This window comes from Novosphingobium sp. ES2-1, from assembly GCF_015169775.1.
Classification (GTDB): Bacteria; Pseudomonadota; Alphaproteobacteria; order Sphingomonadales; family Sphingomonadaceae; genus Novosphingobium; species Novosphingobium subterraneum.
Map to the genome: position 1 here is coordinate 1,353,074 of NZ_CP063445.1, position 16,719 is coordinate 1,369,792.

Below are 16,719 nucleotides of genomic sequence, written 5' to 3' on the forward strand. Positions count from 1 at the left end.
GGCTCAGACGTTGAACTTGAAGTGGAGGACGTCGCCGTCCTTCACCACGTATTCCTTGCCTTCCTGCCGCAGCTTGCCCGCATCGCGCGCTGCGCTTTCGCCTCCGAGGCTGACGAAATCGTCATAGGCGATGGTCTCGGCGCGAATGAAGCCGCGCTGCATGTCGGAGTGAATTTCACCCGCCGCTTCCGGAGCCTTTGCGCCAAGATGCACGGTCCAGGCGCGCGCCTCCTTTGGGCCGACGGTGAAGAAGGTGATGAGATGCAGCAGGTCATAACCGGCGCGGATCACGCGGGCGAGGCCGGTCTCATGCAGGCCCATTTCCTCAAGGAAAACCGAACGCTCCTCCGGATCCATGCCGACCAGTTCGGATTCGATCGCCGCCGAAACGATCACCGCATTGGCGCCTTCGGCCTTGGCCTTCTCGAACACGCGGGCCGAAAAGGCGTTGCCCTCCGCTGCGCTCTCTTCCTCGACGTTGCAGACGTAAAGCACGGGCTTCGCGGTCAGCAACTGGGCCTGCCTGAACACGCGCGCTTCCTCGTCATCCTTCGGCTGGGTCAGGCGCGCAGGCTTGCCTTCACGAAGTAGCTCCAGAGCCTGGCCAAGCACCGAGGCGATGACCTTCGATTCCTTGTCGCCCGCCTTGGCCTTCTTCTCGGCGGCCGGCACGCGCTTTTCCAGGCTCTCAAGGTCCGAGAGCATCAGCTCCGTTTCGACCGTTTCGGCGTCCGAGATCGGATCGACCTTGTTGTCGACATGCTGAATGTCATCGTTCTCGAAGCAGCGCAGCACATGGACGATGGCGTCAACTTCGCGGATGTTGCCGAGGAACTGGTTGCCAAGGCCTTCGCCTTTCGACGCGCCGCGGACGAGCCCGGCAATGTCGACGAAGCCAAGCTGGGTCGGGATGATCTTCTGGCTGCCCGCGATCTTGGCGAGAGTGTCGAGACGCGGGTCCGGGACGCCGACATTGCCGACGTTCGGCTCGATCGTGCAGAACGGATAGTTCGCCGCCTGCGCCGCCTGTGTCTCGGTCAGCGCGTTGAACAGCGTCGACTTGCCGACATTGGGAAGGCCGACGATCCCGCAACGAAAACCCATCTTCAAACTCCTTGGCTGGCCGCGCCTTTAGCCGGGCGTGCAGCATTTGGAAACCTTCACGGAAATTTCAGGGATTGAAGGCACTAAGTGCTTCATCCGTGGAGAGATTGCGATGAAGAAGCTGGCCTTCCTGACCTTGCCGCTGCTGCTGGCGGCTTGTACCGACAGCCCGCAGGAGCGCGCCGATCGGGCTCGCAAAGCTTTCGCTGCGCACGACTATCGCGCCGCTCAGGTGGATCTGGCCGCTGCGCTGGAGGCCAACCCGCAGGATCCCGCGCTGCTTGAACTCCATGCCCGCAATGCCCTTGCCATGGGAGACGGCATTGCCGCAGGTGCATCCCTGGCGAAGCTTCCCGAAGGTCGGCGACCGGCCGACTTCGCACAGCTTTCGGCAGAAGCGCTGCTGCTGCGTGGCCTGCCGGAAGATGCAATTTCGGCTTTGGGCACGGACACGTCAGCCGCGGCTCACCGCATCCGCGCTCTTGCCCTGCTTGCCAAGGACGATCGCGAAGGGGCCGCAAAGGCCTTTGCCGCTGGTGCTGCCGGGAAGGCCGATGCGCGCTTGCTGGCCGACTATGCGCGTTTCAGTCTCATGCGTGGTGATATAAAGCAGGCCCGTACCTTGGCCGACCGGGCGAAGGCGGCAGACGCGGTGATGATCGATGCGCTGCTGGCCGATGCCGAAGTCGCGACCGCCGAAGGCCGCCTTGCCGAAGCCCTGTTGGCATACGATGCGGCGGCAAAGTCCTACCCTGGCAATCTGGCCGCCTTGGCCGGCAAGGCCGCCGTGCTCGGCGATCTCGGACGGACCAAGGAGATGGACAAGGTCCTTGAATCGCTTGCAGAAGTGAAGGGCGGGGGGCAGGTCGCCTATCTTCAGGCGCGCGCTGCCGCAGCGCGTGGCGATTGGGCTACCGTTCGAAGCGTCCTCCAGGCAAACGAAGCGCAACTGACCGACAAGGATGAGGCGACGGTTCTCTATGCGCAGGCACTCGTAGCGTTGAAGCAGCCTGAGCAGGCTCGGGCCAAGCTCCAGCCTCTGCTTACCCGTAACCCCGGCAGTGCAACGCTCCGCCGCGAACTTGCCAGGGCGCAGCTCGCCGCTGGCGATGCGCGCGGTGCAGTCGAGACGATGCGCCCGTTCGCCGAGGTCCAGACAGCCGATGCCGAGGATCTGCGCCTTCTGGCAAAGGCTGCAGAGGCTTCGGGCGATCCCGAAGCGGCGAGGCTGGCGGAGAAGGCGAAATTCCCGTCAGCGCAAGCGCTGGCGGCTACGCTGGCTCAGGCCGACACGGCAATGAAGCAGTCCAACTGGGGCAATGCCATTGCCGCCTATGAGCGTTTGCTTGCCGTGACTGACGGAAAGAACCCGCTGGTTCTCAATAACATGGCCTATGCCCAGGGAATGGTTGGCAACAAGGCCAAGGCACTGGAATTTGCCGAGCGTGCCTTCAAGGCCGCCCCGACAAACGCTTCGGTGCTTGATACGCTTGGCTGGCTGCTCGTCGAAAGCGGCAAGGACCGGTCGCGCGGCCTAACCTTGCTGCGCGAAGCTGCCGCCAAGGCGCCCGGCAATGCGACGATCGCAGGGCACTTGCGCAGCGCCGAAGAGGGTTGAGCGCAAGGAAAAAGGGAGCCCGCGTGTGCAGGCTCCCTTCTTCGAATTTCCGGTTTGATCAGGCTGCGAGAGCCAGGCCACGCGGCGCAGTCTGACGGCGGCGCGCCAGGGCAAGGCCGACAAGACCGATACCGAACAGCCCGAGCATGCCCGGTTCCGGAACAGGCGTACCACCCGTAGAGCCGCCAGTTGACCCGCCCGTGCTGCTGATCGTGCCCGAACCGCTGGCAGAGCTGATGCCCGGCACGCCGCTGATCGACTGGTAGCGCACATAGAAGTCGCTGAGCGTCAGCGAACTGACCGGCTGCGAGAAGCTCAGCGTGAATGAACCGGTGCCGGTTTCGCCAAGCGTCAGGCCGCCGCTTCCGCCGCCTGCACAGCTCCCGGTCTGGGCATCCTTGAAGCACACGTCCACGGTGCCAATGCCGTTCGGATAGTTCGAGTTCAGCGTCGTGTACGAAAATGCACCGGTGCTGGTGGCCGACGAGATGGTGGGATCGGTGTTGAACGCAAAGCTCGAGATCCGCGAATCGGTCACCGGCGAGGAGCTGGTGTTGGAAACGCTGTAGTCGAACGTGTAGTCATTGCCGGAAATGCCGGTCAGCTTGAACGTGGTCGAGCCGGTCAGCCCGTCGATAGACGTTCCGCCCGAGAAGCCGTCATAGTTCAGCGTGAAGCTGCTGCCGATATCGCCCGAGCCGAGCGTGACGGAATCGGCAAAGGCAGGTGCTGCTGCCATCATTGCTGCACTGGCAGCGAGGCCCGCGAGAACTTTTCTGAAGGTCATCGAAACTGCTCCCCTGAACCGAAAGTCGGTTAATTGTTAGGTAAGCAACCCCTGTGCCAATTACGGATTTCAGCCATTTGTAATGATTAATAATGTTGAGGTCGTAAGATTTCTCGACATGCTCGCAGACGAAGTTGCTCCGCTTTCACCAATGCTTCAGGCGTACGTGGCATCCAGTGCCCATGACATCCCGTCTTGCACTAGCCCTTCTTCTTGCCCTGACAGGTTGTGGTGACGATGCCGCCGAGCGTGTTGCTCGCGCCGAGCGTGAAATTGCCGGGATGGAACTGGGCGCGGCCAAGGTCGACCTCACTGCAGCTCTGGCCGACGCGGGTGATGATCCGGCAATTCTTCGCATGCTTGCAGCGGTGCAGCTCCGGTTGGGCGATGGCGATGGTGCAGCCGCCACGGCTTCCCGGCTTGAACGCTCGGGCGGATCACAAGCCGAATTGGCGTTGATCCGTGCCGAGGCGGCCGTCCTGCGGGGCAACTCGGACCAGGCGCTGGCACTTCTGGGGCAGGATGCCTCGCCTGCTGCAGAGCGGGTCAGGGCCGCCGCGCTGTCCGCCAAGGGAGACACAGCGGGTGCCTTCGCAGCTCTGCAGCGGGGCGCAGCATCAGGAGGCGATCCGCTCCTCCTGCGCGACTACGCGCGGTTCCTCATAGCGGCGCAGGATCTCGATGCGGCATCAAGGCAGGTTGAAGCCCTGTCGCGACTTCCGGCCGGAAAATTCGACGCTGCGCTGATTCGCGCGGATATCGCGGTGAGGCGTGGACAGTTTGCCGAAGCGCATGCAGTACTTGAGCAGATGGCCGAGAAGTACCCGCGCGTGCCTGACCCATGGCTGGCAAGGGCGAATGCCTTCGATCTCCAGGGCAAGCTTGACGATGCCTTGGCAATGACATCGCGGGCCGCAGCGGTCGCGCCAGATGATCCGCGCGTTCGGGATCTGCAGGTGCAATTTGCGTCGATGAAGGGCGAATGGGATAAGGTCCGATCGTTGTTGGCCAGGCAGGAGCGCGATCTTGATCCCCTGTCGGCAAATGGGCTCAGCTATGCCGAGGCGATGCTGCGGACCGGACATCCCGAGCAGGCTAGAGCCATGTTCCAAAGGGCGCTCACACGCTCACCGAACAATCCGTTTGCGCGTATCATGTTGGCTGAAGCACAATTGGCGACCGGGGACTCCCTCGCCGCTTTCGGCACGGTAAAACCCCTTGCAGCCAGCCGGTTGGCTGGCCCGCGGGAGCTTGAGTTGGCGGTAAAGGCTGCCGACGCCGCGGGTCTGCCCGATGCAACGCCGTTGCGCGGGCGGCTGCGTGCCGCTCAGGCTGGACAGGCGCAATCACTGGCAGCTGAAGGCCAGGCCGCTCTGGCGCGTGAAGACTGGAGCGCTGCGGCACAGGCCTATGCACAACTTGCGCAGTCAGGAGATGACCCTGAGGTCCTCAAGCGACTGGCACTTGCGCTTAGCCATGCCGGGAAGGGCGAAGAGGCGATCAGGGCGGCAGACAAGGCTCGCGCACTGCGCCCCGAAGATCCTGATACGTTGTACATGGCCGGTCTGGTTCGCGCCCGGACGGGAACGGACCTGCCGACTGCAATCACCCTTCTCCGCAAGGCGAGCTCGGCCGAACCGACGAACGCGGTGTTTCGCAACACTCTGGCCCGCTATCAGGCGCAGACGGGCGCCTGATAGCGGGATTGCGTCAGGCGCGGGGCTTGGTCTTGCGTGAGCGGGCGAAGCCGATGCCGAGAAGCCCGAGAGCCATCATGCCCAGCATGCCCGGCTCTGGCACAGCCGTGCCGCCCGAAGTGGTGGTCGTGCCCCCTGACGTCGTTGTGGTCCCGCCCGAGGTCGTTGTCGTACCGCCCGAAGTGGTGGTGGTGCCACCCGAAGTTGTCGTGGTGCCGCCCGAAGTGGTGGTCGTGCCACCTGAAGACGTCGTACCCCCGCAGAGCGACGAACCGCCGCTGTGACCGCAGTTGCAGTAGTGCTTGTGAGTCAGCCACCAGGTTGCGTTGGCTGGCGAAGCAGCTGACAGGCCTGCAGTTGCTGCCATGGCGAGAAAGATCGAGCGAATGTTCATGTTAACCCCCGTTGGTTAATCTCAGTCTGCCCCTGGCTAAGCAAAACCGGTGCCAACTGTGAAATTACAGGGCGTTACGTGGTTAACCTTCGCCGACGCAAAGGGCGCTGTAAAGCAAGGCGACGAATAGTGTTTCCCGTTCGTTTCCAGAACGTCAGCCATTCTGCCGCAAGGCAACATCGTTCATGAAACGAACGTCATCTTTCGAAGCAAGCCAGCCCGCCTCTGAAGCGATTGCTCCCAGCATCTCGATCAGGTCGTCCTGCTCTGCCTTGGCGAATGCGCCCAGGACATGGCCCGTGACACGATCCTTGTGGCCCGGATGCCCTATGCCAAGCCTGACACGCCGGAAATCGGCCCCAAGATGCTGATCGATCGAGCGCAGGCCATTGTGGCCAGCAGTACCGCCGCCTTGCTTCACCTTTACCTTGAATGGCGCGAGGTCGAGCTCATCATGAAAGACCGTCAGCGCGTCCATGCCCAGCTTGTAGAAGCGCATCGCTTCGCCGACGGAACGCCCACTCTCGTTCATGAAGGTCGCAGGCTTGAGCAGCAGGACCTTCTGATTGCCGATCCGGCCTTCCTGCAGCCAGCCTTGGAACTTCTTCTGCACTGGCCCGAAGTTGTGGACCTCGGCAATCGTGTCGAGTGCCATGAAGCCAACGTTGTGCCTGTGAAGCGCATATTGCGGTCCGGGATTTCCGAGGCCGACCCAGAGTTGCATGTGCGGAAAGTCCTTGGTTGCTTGGCCGTGCGCCTTGCCAGATAACACGGTGCAAAAAAAGAACCCCTCCCGCACATAGCGGAAGGGGTGTCTTTTCAGCGCGCCTGCCGAAGCAGGGCCAAGGCGGGCTATCAGCCTTCCTTGGTGGTGTCGCCTTCTTCGCTCTTCAGCGAGGAGGGGGCCACGATCGTCGCGATGGTGAAGTCGCGGTCCGAGATCGCGGGCTTCACGCCTGCGGGCAGGGTGACGGCGCTGATGTGGATCGAATCGCCGACTTCGTAGCCGGCAACGTCGACGATGATGTCGTCGGGGATCGCGTCAGGCTGACAGATCAGTTCGAGTTCGTGACGAACGATGTTGAGGATGCCGCCCTTCTTGAGGCCCGGCGACTTCTCTTCGTTGATAAAGGCCACCGGCACGTCGACGTGGACGACCGAGTCCTTCGAAACGCGCAGGAAGTCTGCGTGCTGCGGACGGTCGGTCACCGGGTGGAAGGCGACGTCCTTGGGCAGGGTGCGGATGGTCTGGCCACCGACAGTGAGCTCGACGACCGAGTTGAAGAAGTGGCCGGTGCCCAGCGCCTTGTTCAGCGCCTTTTCTTCAAGGTGGATCGCGATGGGTTCTTCGTTGCCGCCATAGATCACGGCGGGGGTGCGGCCTTCGCGACGCAGTGCACGGGAGGCTCCCTTGCCTGCCCGATCGCGCGTCTCGGCCGACAGCGTAAGCGTCTCGCTCATGTGTCAGTACCTTCAGCTAAGTTAAATCACGCTTCCTCCGCCACGCCTCCAGGGATGACCATGACAGGGAAGCGGCGGCCCTTAGCGGGTTTGCCGGGAAATGCAAGAAATCAGTGGGCGCTCTCAAGGCACTCGCTTGATTGTCCACCCCCGCGCCATCATCAGGCGCTGCAGGCTGTCGGACCCTCCCAGATGCGCGGCGCCCACGGCCACGAACGGTTTTGCGCCCTGCTTCAGCATCGCGTCCAGCTGATCCGCCCAAGCCCGGTTCCGGTCCGTCAGTAGCGCTTGATGCAGCCCAGGATCGGCCAGAAACCCCTCGTTCGCCTCGCGCGCAATGCCAAGGTCGTCGCCCTTGAGCCAGAGCGCGACCATGTCGGCCTCTTCATCCTTGTCGCTCGCGGCCTCCACCGTCACTTCCTGCAGCAGCACCTGTTGCTGGCGCGCAGGGAGGGCGTCGAACACGCCGAACTGGCTGTGGATCGTCTCGAACCCCGCGACCGGCTTGCCCACTGCCAGCTTGCGCAGGGCAGGCTCTGCCCCGCTGTCAGGATCGGCTCCCGCCTTCTGCCCGGCAATCGCCGCAAGCTGCAGCGCCACTGCCCAGCTTTCGGTATCGGCAAAGTCCGCATCGGAAAGACCGAGCTTGCGATAGACTTCGGCGAGCTTCACCCGATACGCCGGACCAAGGCGTTGCGAAGCCGGGGGCAGCCCTTCGGTTCCGGCCAGTTCCGCCAGCGCATCCCCTGCCGTCTTCTGGTCCAGCGGCTCGGCAATCTCGAGCACCAGCCGGTCCGACCGCGCCAGTGCTTCGCCCACCGCAGGCCGCAGCCACTTTACTTGCGGTGGCAGCGCGTGGACCGTGCCGAACAGATAGCCGCGCACCGCCCCGGTCTTGTCTTCGATCTGCCAGAGCGCGACCCGCGTGTCCGGCTCGGGCGCAGGTTTCCCGCGCTCCAGCCAAGCCATGGCCATGCCCAGCAGCAATGCCGGGACCACGGCCCACAACAGGCGCGGCAGGAAGCGAGTCAGCTGCTTCATTGCACCCGCGTCGCCGTCAGACCCTGGGCCTTGAGCATATCCTGCACGCTCTGCACGCCGGCCAGATGCCCTGCGCCCACTGCGATTAACACCGTACCCGGCTGGTCGAGCCGCCTGGCAATCCACGAAGCCCAGTTACGGTTGCGCTGGTAAAGCAGCGTCTCAGCCAGTTCAGGATCGTCCATGTTCTCGTTGATCAGCTTGCCGAGCCCTTCCGGATCGCCCGAACCCCATTCATCAGTCATCGTGCCGATGATGGCAAAGCTCTTGTCGAAATCCCGCACCGCTTCACCAAGGAACTTGAGCTGCGCCTCGCGCGGCAACTGGTCGAACAGGCCCAGCTGGTATTCGACCGTCTCCAGTGCGCCGAGCTTCTTGCCCTTGGCCAAAGCGGCCTTGCGCAGGACTGCTTCCACGCCGCTGTCGGCCCCATATCCGGCCATGGCATAGGGCATGACGCCCAAGGTGATTCCGGCCAGCCAAGGTTCGAGCGGATCGAACGCCTCCGCCGGAATCTTGAGCTTCGCCAGCAGCGCCTCATAAGCTACGCGATCTGCATCAGGCATCAGCGAACGCAGCGTCTCGCCCTTGAGCAGGCCGACAGCCATCACCGTTTTCTGCTGCTCTGCCGCCGGCACTTCCGGAATCTCGGTAATGAGTTCGGCTGACCCGTCGAGCGCCTGTCCCACTGGCCCGTCAAGCCAGACAAGACCCTTTGGCAATGCATGGATCGTGCCGAACAGGTAGATCGTCGTGTCGGCGTCCGCCACCTTCCACAGCGCAGGCTTCAACTGCCTCGGCGCGGGTGCCTCCGCAGCAGGCTTGGCAGCAGGCGCCTCGGCGTGGACCGCTCCGGCAAAGGCGAAGACGGCCAGGGCAACCGTGGCGGCGAATGTAAGATAGGCGCGTTTCATCATCAGGCTCCTTGTGCCCGCAAACAGGTTGCAGGGGAATGAAGGTTTGAAGGGGTGGCGTCAGAGGTGGCGCTGGCGGAACCAGACCACGCCCCATACCGCCATCGTGGCAAGGTAGACCGTCATGCCGTCAACTGCCGGCAGAAACCCGCCGCGATGGCCCAGCCACCAGATCGGCGCCACTGCGCTATAGAAGTAGAGCCCGACCAAGGCCCCGGTACGGTAGGATTGCTCTTCGTGCTCGTCGATATTGCGATGCCAGAACCACGTGACCGGTGTGATGACGAGCACGATGACCGCGATAAGTGCGGCGGCAACGCCTGCGGGAAGGGGGGCATTGGCCACGTCGAACGGCTGTCCCGGTGCGTCGCCGGCAATACTCATCCACGCCCCCATGACGAGGCCGAGTCCGCCTGCGACCACAGCGCTGATCGTGGCGCGGCGGGCACGGGGCGAAAGCGGACCGTTCTCGCGATAGTAACGGCGCGCGCTGACCCATGCGAACCATAATGCGGCGAGCGTCAGGGCAGCAAACACGCCCATGATGACCCATCCGATCGGCTTGACCTGTTCTTCCTTGCCAAGCGCACCAATAAGGCCCGCCGCAGCGCCGGAGAAGAACACCGCCGCCATCGTCGCGCCAAACATGTGCAAGGCAAGCTTGCCGAGGCTCATGGCGGGCTGGTCGATCCGGTCGTCAGTCATGTTGGAAACCATCATCGAAGATCTCCTCGATACGAAGCTGGAACAGGCGCGCGATGCGAAAGGCGAGGGGGAGCGAGGGGTCGTGCTTGCCCGTCTCGATCGCGTTCACCGCCTGGCGCGACACGTCGAGCTTCAGGGCAAGATCGGCCTGGCTCCACTGTCGCTCGGCGCGCAAAACTCTCAATCGGTTGTTCATGTCATGCTGACCTGTCCATATGTCAGGTTATACTGACAATATGTCGCGATTCTCTGACTATGTCAAGAATACCTGACATGGTGGCGAAAACCGCGCTTGCCGGTTGAATTTGCCGGGCGCATCGGCCAAAGCCGCGCGACCATGGCCGATACTGCTACAACGCCCCTCAGCCTGCAGGACATGATCCTGCGCCTTCATGCTTTCTGGAGCGAACAGGGCTGCCTGATCCTCCAGCCTTATGACATGCGGATGGGGGCAGGGACCTTCCACACCGCCACCACACTGCGCGCGCTTGGGCCGGAACCGTGGAACGCCGCTTTCGTGCAGCCCTGCCGCCGCCCGACTGACGGACGCTATGGCGAGAACCCCAATCGCCTGCAGCACTATTACCAGTATCAAGTTATCCTGAAGCCAAGCCCCGAAAACCTGCAGGAACTCTACCTGCAGAGCCTCGTCGAGATCGGCATCGACCCGCTGGTCCACGATATCCGCTTCGTGGAAGACGACTGGGAATCTCCCACATTGGGCGCTTGGGGCCTCGGCTGGGAAGTCTGGTGTGATGGCATGGAAGTCACCCAGTTCACCTACTTCCAGCAGATGGGCGGCTTTGATTGCAAGCCGGTCGCGGGCGAACTGACCTACGGGCTCGAGCGCCTCGCCATGTACATCCAGGGCGTCGACAACGTCTATGACCTGAAGTTCAACAGCCACGGCGTCACCTATGGCGAGGTGTTTCTCGAGAACGAGAAGCAGATGTCGAAGTGGAACTTCGAGGTCGCCGATACCGACAGCCTGTTCGAAGGCTTCCGCCGCGCCGAGGCCGAATGCCTCCGCAGCCTCGAGGCAGGCGTGCCCATCGCCGCCTACGAGCAGGCGATCGAGGCCAGCCACCTGTTCAACCTGCTGCAGGCGCGCGGCGTGATCTCGGTGCAGGAACGCGCCAGCTACATGGGCCGCGTCCGCGATCTCGCCCGCGGTTCGTGCGAGGCCTACATGGAAAAGAACGCCGATCAGTGGGCGGCCAAGTATCCGGAGTGGAGCAAGTGAGCGATTTCCTCCTCGAACTGCGCTCGGAAGAAATCCCGGCCCGCATGCAGGCAGGCGCCCGCGCCGATCTCGAAAAGCTGTTCCGCAAGCAGCTTGACGCTGCCGGCCTCAAGGCTGGCGAGATTACCGTCTGGTCCACTCCCCGCCGTCTCGCCCTGATTGCCCGCGATCTGCCGCTGGCGACCGAGGCCGTGTCCGAGGAAACCAAGGGCCCGAAGACTTCCGCCCCCGAACAGGCGCTCGAAGGCTTCCTGCGCAAGACCGGCCTTACCAAGGACCAGTTGACCGAGCGCGATGGCGTCTGGTTCGCGATCACCGAAAAGCCGGGTCGCGCCACCAAGGACGTGCTCGCCGAAGCCATCCCCGCGATCATCCGCGCCTTCCCCTGGCCCAAGAGCCAGCGCTGGGGCGCAGCCTCGCTCTCCACCGAAAGCTTGCGCTGGGTGCGCCCGCTCTCCGGCATCGTTGCCATCCTGGGTGAGGATCTGGTCGAGTGCGAGATCGGCGGCGTAAAGTCCGGCTACGCGACGCTTGGCCACCGCTTCCACCATGCGGGCGAAATCACCATCGGCAGCGCAAATGACTACGCTGAGAAGCTCCGCGCCTGCCACGTCATCGTCGACCATGTCGAGCGCGAGGCGATGGTGCGCGAGAAGGCCAAGACCGCCGCTGAAGCCGCTGGCCTCGTGCTGGTTGAGGACGAAGGTCTGGTGATCGAGAACGCCGGCCTCACCGAATGGCCGGTCCCGCTGCTCGGCCGCTTCGACGAGGCCTTCCTCGACGTGCCCCCCGAAGTCATCCAGCTCACCGCACGCGTCAACCAGAAGTACTTCATCTGCCGCGACGCTGCTGGCAAGCTCGCCAACGCCTTCGTGTGCACCGCCAATATCGAGGCCAAGGACGGCGGCGCTGCCATCGTCGACGGCAACCGCAAGGTGCTGGCAGCGCGTCTCTCCGATGCCCGCTTCTTCTGGGAGCAGGACAAGAAGAAGCCGTTGTCGCTCCACGCCGAGAAGCTCTCGCGCATCACGTTCCACGAGAAGCTGGGGACGGTGGCGCAACGCCATGAGCGCTTTATTTCGCTTGTAAACGATTTTCAGGGCCAGTTGGAGGCGGGAGTCCCGGCTGCCAAACAGGCCGCCGCGATCCTCAAGGCTGACCTCGTGACAGAGATGGTCGGCGAGTTTCCTGAGCTTCAGGGGCTCATGGGAGGATACTACGCCGAAGCGGAGGCACTGCCTTCCGCCGTCTCTGACGCGGTGAGAGATCATTACAAGCCAGTGGGCCAAGCCGATGCGGTACCAACCGCCGGGGCGTCGATCCTTGTAGCTCTGATCGACAAGGTTGATGCGCTCGTCGGCTTTTTCGGTGCCGATCTCAAACCTACGGGCTCTAAGGATCCGTTTGCGCTTCGTCGTGCGGCTCTTGGAACAATCCGCTTGATCACCGAGAACAATCTGCGGTTGTCGCTTGGTCAATTGTTCCGCGCTGCCGCTCAGCTCTATCGCAATCAGGGCATCGCCGTCGAAAACTCGTCTGAAGACCTCCTCGCCTTCTTCGCCGACCGGCTCAAAGTCCAGCAACGCGAAGCAGGTGTCCGCCACGACCTGATCGACGCCGTGTTCGCCCTCGGCGGCGAGGACGATCTCGTCCGCCTGCTCGCCCGCGTCCACGCGCTGCAAGCCTTCGTCGGCACCGAGGATGGCACCAACCTGCTCGCGGGCTACAAGCGCGCGGCCAACATCCTCAAGAAGGAAGGCTTCGCCACCAACCCCAACGCCGGGTCCGAAGGCGAGGGCGTCGTCCCGCCGACCGGCGAGGAAGACCCGCTTGTGCTGGTTGACGACCCCGCGCTCAAGGGCGTCGCTGCGCAGTTCTCGCACCCCGAATGCAACTACACCCGCGAACCTGCCGAACAGGCGCTGGTCGATGCGCTCAATTCCGCAGAACCGCAGGCGGCAGGCGCGATTGCGGCCGAGGACTTCACCGCGGCTATGGCGGCATTGGCGTCCTTGCGCGCGCCCATCGATGCGTTCTTTGATCAGGTTACGGTCAATGATGCGGACGCTAACAAGCGTTCCAGTCGCTTGGCCTTGCTTGACCGCTTCCGTGCTGCAGTGCACAAAGTTGCGGACTTTTCGCGCATAGAAGGCTAAGAGCGGGCCGACTCCGGGCCCGTTCCGGCAAGAACAGACTTACGCAGGGAGCCTCGTTGGCGGCATGAGCGCATACGTATTCCACTTCGGCGGCGGCGCATCGTCTTCGGACGCGCGGGCCAAGGACAAGACCATCGTCGGCGGCAAGGGATCGAACCTTGCCGAGATGGCCGGGGTCGGCCTGCCGGTGCCTCCGGGCTTCACGATCAGTACCGAAGTCTGCACCGCCTACAACGCCAGCGGCAAGGCCTTTGACGATGCCTTGCGCACAGGCGTCGCCAACGGCGTTGCCCACATCGAAAGGGCCACCGGCCGCACCTTCGGCGATGCCGCCAACCCGCTGCTCGTCTCGGTCCGTTCGGGCGCGCGCGTCTCGATGCCGGGTATGATGGACACCGTCCTCAACCTCGGCCTCAATGACCAGACCGTTGAAGGCCTTGCCGCCGGTTCGGGCGATCCACGTTTCGCTTGGGACAGCTACCGCCGTTTCATACAGATGTATTCCGACGTGGTGCTTGGCCTCGACCATCACCGCTTCGAGGACGCACTGGAAATCGTCAAGGAGGACAACGGCTTCTTCAACGATGTTGAGCTTGGTGCTGAACACTGGCAGGCGCTCGTCGGCGAATACAAGGCTATCGTGGAAGACCAGCTCGGCCGCCCGTTTCCGCAGGACGTGCACGAACAGCTGTGGGGCGCCATCGGCGCCGTGTTCGACAGCTGGGAGTCCGACCGCGCCAAGGTCTACCGCAAGCTCAACGACATTCCGCATGACTGGGGCACCGCCGTCAACGTGCAGGCGATGGTCTTCGGCAACATGGGCGATACTTCGGCCACTGGCGTCGCCTTCACCCGCGACCCGGCGACCGGCGAGAAGGCCTATTACGGCGAATGGCTGGTCAATGCCCAGGGCGAAGACGTCGTCGCCGGCATCCGCACGCCGCAGTACCTGACGCGCGCCGCACGTGAGCGGGCAGGCGCCAAGCCGCTGTCGATGGAAGAGGCGATGCCCGGCGCCTATGCCGAGCTCGCCGCTGTGTTCGAGCTGCTCGAAAAGCACTATCGTGACATGCAGGACATCGAGTTCACCGTCGAGCAGGGCAAGCTGTGGATGCTGCAGACCCGCTCCGGCAAGCGCACCGCCAAGGCCGCCCTCAAGATGGCGGTCGATATGGTGGCTGAAGGCCTCATCGATGAAGCCACCGCAATCAAGCGCATCGATCCGATGGCGCTCGATCAGCTTCTGCACCCCACGCTCGATCCCAAGGCGCAGCGCGACGTGCTGACCAAGGGCCTGCCGGCATCACCGGGCGCGGCTTCGGGCGCGGTCGTGTTCGACGCCGATACCGCGCAAGCCCGCGCTGAACGTGGTGACGCCGTGATCCTCGTCCGCGTCGAAACTTCGCCCGAAGACATCCACGGCATGCACGCTGCCAAGGGCATCCTCACGGCTCGCGGAGGCATGACCAGCCACGCTGCCGTCGTCGCGCGTGGCATGGGCCGCCCTTGCGTCTCGGGCGCGTCGGGCGTGTCGATTGACATGGCCAGCCGGACAGCGAAGATCGGCAACCGCGAGATCAAGGAGGGCGATGTCATCACTCTCGATGGCTCGAACGGCGATGTCATGGCCGGTCTCGTGCCGACGGTGGAGCCGGAACTCGTTGGCGATTTCGGCACCTTGATGACCTGGGCCGACAAGCACCGCCGCATGAAGGTGCGCACCAACGCCGAAACGCCGCTCGATTGCCAGGTCGCGCGCCAGTTCGGGGCCGAAGGCATCGGTCTGTGCCGCACCGAGCACATGTTCTTCGAAGCAGGCCGCATCAGCGCAGTGCGCCAGATGATCCTGGCCGAGGACGAGAAGGGCCGCCGCGCTGCCCTTGCCAAGCTGCTGCCCGAACAGCGCAGCGACTTTCAGTCGATCTTCGAGGTCATGGCGGGCCTGCCTGTCACGATCCGCCTGCTCGACCCGCCACTGCACGAATTCCTGCCCCACGCCGACGCCGAGTTCGCCGAACTCGCCGAAGCCACAGGGCTTGGCGTCGAACACCTGAAGCGCCGGGCGGGCGAACTCCACGAATTCAACCCGATGCTGGGCCACCGCGGTTGCCGCCTCGGCATTACCTTCCCGGAAATCTACGAGATGCAGGCCCGCGCCATCTTCGAGGCGGCCTGCGACGTTGCCGAGAAGAGCGGCGATGCACCGATTCCCGAAGTGATGATCCCGCTGGTCGCCACGCGCAAGGAACTCGAAATCCTGCGCGCACTGATCGACCGGGTCGCGCTCTCGGTTTTCACCGAGAAGGGGCGGACGCTGGAATACATGGTCGGCACCATGATCGAGCTGCCGCGCGCCGCACTGATGGCAGGCGAGATTGCCGAGGAAGCCAAGTTCTTCTCGTTCGGTACCAACGATCTCACCCAGACCACGCTCGGCGTCAGCCGTGACGACGCAGCGCGGTTCCTAAACCCCTACGTCGACCAGGGCATCTACCCGCGCGATCCGTTCGTGAGTCTCGACATTGAAGGCGTCGGCCAACTCGTCGAATTGGCAGCAGAACGTGGCCGCAAGACGCGCCCGGACATCAAGCTCGGTATCTGTGGCGAGCATGGTGGCGATCCGGCTTCCATCGCGTTCTGCGAGAAGACCGGCCTCGATTACGTCTCGGCAAGCCCCTATCGCGTGCCGATTGCACGGCTCGCGGCGGCCCAGGCGGCTTTGGGCTGATAACCTAACTGGAGTGTTTCCCCGGGGAAACACTCCACGTTGGTGCGTCGAACTTGCCTTGTGGGCGGCTCAGAACTTGGGCGGGCGCAGGGCCTTCGCCCAGCCGCTGAGTGTCAGAATCTCGAACCTTTCGTTAACCTTGCCGTCGGAATCCCGGCGAGCGTCGAAAGCTGCATGTGCGCGGGCCAGCGCGGCTTTCCCCAACGGTGTGCCGGGTCGGGCAAGGCAGTTGCTAAGACCTTGTCCACGCAAGTCAGCGATCATCCCGGCGAACGAGCTGAATCGTACGTCGACGTGATGGCTGTCGATCACCGGGTCGGCGAAACCGGCCCGCTGCAACAGCTGCCCGCCAGCGCGCACGTCGACTTGAGGATGGATGCGCGGGGAAGGGCGGTCACCATCGGCTTCGAGCATGATCGCGCGCAACGCCGGTAGCGACCCCGCCCCGAGGAAACACGCAATCATCAACCCACCATCGGCCAGAGCGCGGCGCAGGTGCACCAGCGCGCCGGGCAGATCATTGACGGTATCGAGTGTGCCGAGGCTGGCGATGAAGTCGTACCCGGCAGGGGCAGGGTAGGGCGCCTCTTCGTCGACCAGCACGTCTCCCAATGCAGGATCGCGGCGGTCAACAGTTGCGCTTGAGGCCCCTAACGCCGCACCAATCGCTTCGGTCCAGTCGCCGATGACCAGAGCCCGCCGGGGTTCGTGGCGGAGGAAGGACAGGCGCTCGATCACGTCCTCGACCATGTCATCGACGATATAGCGCGGCGCGTCCGGAGCCGTTTGCAGATGCGCCATGCGGCGGCGGACGGCATTCCGCCGATTTCGAGCAAAAATAACGGGGGGAGTGCTGGCCATTTCCGGGCAG

Annotated in this window: 15 protein-coding genes; 5 read left to right on the forward strand and 10 right to left on the reverse strand. The window is 63.6% G+C overall.

What is annotated here, in order from left to right; all coding sequences use genetic code 11:
• Positions 1-3: 3 nt before the first annotated feature.
• On the reverse strand, positions 4-1,104 hold the full coding sequence (gene ychF, locus IM701_RS06450) for a redox-regulated ATPase YchF (protein WP_062347861.1): 1,101 nt from the start codon (positions 1,102-1,104) through the stop codon (positions 4-6).
• A 112-nt stretch (positions 1,105-1,216) separates the two neighbouring features.
• Between ychF and IM701_RS06455 the strand changes: the two genes are divergently transcribed.
• The gene (locus tag IM701_RS06455; protein WP_193828134.1) at positions 1,217-2,722 is read left to right on the forward strand and encodes a tetratricopeptide repeat protein; all 1,506 of its coding nucleotides are present in this window, start codon (positions 1,217-1,219) and stop codon (positions 2,720-2,722) included.
• Positions 2,723-2,780: 58 nt separating this feature from the next.
• Here the strand turns inward: IM701_RS06455 and IM701_RS06460 are convergent, their stop codons facing one another.
• Positions 2,781-3,509: a cistern family PEP-CTERM protein gene (locus IM701_RS06460; protein ID WP_193828135.1), complete on the reverse strand. Its 729-nt coding sequence runs from the start codon at positions 3,507-3,509 to the stop codon at positions 2,781-2,783.
• A 182-nt stretch (positions 3,510-3,691) separates the two neighbouring features.
• Between IM701_RS06460 and IM701_RS06465 the strand changes: the two genes are divergently transcribed.
• Positions 3,692-5,206, forward strand: coding sequence for a tetratricopeptide repeat protein (locus tag IM701_RS06465; protein WP_193828136.1), 1,515 nt, complete (start codon positions 3,692-3,694; stop codon positions 5,204-5,206).
• Between the two features lie 13 nt (positions 5,207-5,219).
• Here IM701_RS06465 and IM701_RS06470 read toward each other — a convergent pair whose 3' ends face one another.
• The 7 genes from IM701_RS06470 to IM701_RS06500 all read right to left on the reverse strand — a co-directional run bounded on the left by IM701_RS06470 (position 5,220) and on the right by IM701_RS06500 (position 9,917).
• The gene (locus tag IM701_RS06470; protein ID WP_039331185.1) at positions 5,220-5,600 is read right to left on the reverse strand and encodes a PEP-CTERM sorting domain-containing protein; all 381 of its coding nucleotides are present in this window, start codon (positions 5,598-5,600) and stop codon (positions 5,220-5,222) included.
• A gap of 154 nt (positions 5,601-5,754) precedes the next feature.
• A complete protein-coding gene (pth, locus tag IM701_RS06475; RefSeq protein WP_193828137.1) occupies positions 5,755-6,324 on the reverse strand; it encodes an aminoacyl-tRNA hydrolase in 570 nt (189 codons plus the stop codon).
• Between the two features lie 131 nt (positions 6,325-6,455).
• Positions 6,456-7,061: a 50S ribosomal protein L25/general stress protein Ctc gene (locus tag IM701_RS06480; RefSeq protein ID WP_039331184.1), complete on the reverse strand. Its 606-nt coding sequence runs from the start codon at positions 7,059-7,061 to the stop codon at positions 6,456-6,458.
• Positions 7,062-7,184: 123 nt separating this feature from the next.
• Positions 7,185-8,102, reverse strand: coding sequence for a TraB/GumN family protein (locus IM701_RS06485; RefSeq protein ID WP_193828138.1), 918 nt, complete (start codon positions 8,100-8,102; stop codon positions 7,185-7,187).
• Complete coding sequence (locus tag IM701_RS06490; RefSeq protein WP_193828139.1) at positions 8,099-9,016, reverse strand: TraB/GumN family protein; 918 nt, start codon at positions 9,014-9,016, stop codon at positions 8,099-8,101. The genes IM701_RS06485 and IM701_RS06490 overlap by 4 nt, the downstream gene beginning before the upstream one ends.
• A gap of 60 nt (positions 9,017-9,076) precedes the next feature.
• On the reverse strand, positions 9,077-9,736 hold the full coding sequence (locus tag IM701_RS06495; protein WP_193828140.1) for a hypothetical protein: 660 nt from the start codon (positions 9,734-9,736) through the stop codon (positions 9,077-9,079).
• Positions 9,714-9,917 (reverse strand): helix-turn-helix transcriptional regulator, encoded by a 204-nt coding sequence (locus IM701_RS06500; protein ID WP_039331181.1) that lies wholly within the window; start codon positions 9,915-9,917, stop codon positions 9,714-9,716. The genes IM701_RS06495 and IM701_RS06500 overlap by 23 nt, the downstream gene beginning before the upstream one ends.
• Before the next feature lie 141 nt (positions 9,918-10,058).
• Between IM701_RS06500 and IM701_RS06505 the strand changes: the two genes are divergently transcribed.
• From IM701_RS06505 to ppdK, 3 genes are all read left to right on the forward strand, one after another.
• Positions 10,059-10,964, forward strand: coding sequence for a glycine--tRNA ligase subunit alpha (locus tag IM701_RS06505; RefSeq protein WP_062347963.1), 906 nt, complete (start codon positions 10,059-10,061; stop codon positions 10,962-10,964).
• Positions 10,961-13,120 (forward strand): glycine--tRNA ligase subunit beta, encoded by a 2,160-nt coding sequence (gene glyS / locus IM701_RS06510; RefSeq protein WP_193828141.1) that lies wholly within the window; start codon positions 10,961-10,963, stop codon positions 13,118-13,120. Before IM701_RS06505 ends, glyS begins: the two co-directional genes overlap by 4 nt.
• A gap of 64 nt (positions 13,121-13,184) precedes the next feature.
• A complete protein-coding gene (gene ppdK / locus IM701_RS06515) occupies positions 13,185-15,848 on the forward strand; it encodes a pyruvate, phosphate dikinase (protein ID WP_193828142.1) in 2,664 nt (887 codons plus the stop codon).
• 69 nt (positions 15,849-15,917) lie between these two features.
• Here the strand turns inward: ppdK and IM701_RS06520 are convergent, their stop codons facing one another.
• Positions 15,918-16,649: a methyltransferase gene (locus IM701_RS06520; RefSeq protein WP_370584353.1), complete on the reverse strand. Its 732-nt coding sequence runs from the start codon at positions 16,647-16,649 to the stop codon at positions 15,918-15,920.
• Between the last annotated feature and the right edge of the window lie 70 nt (positions 16,650-16,719).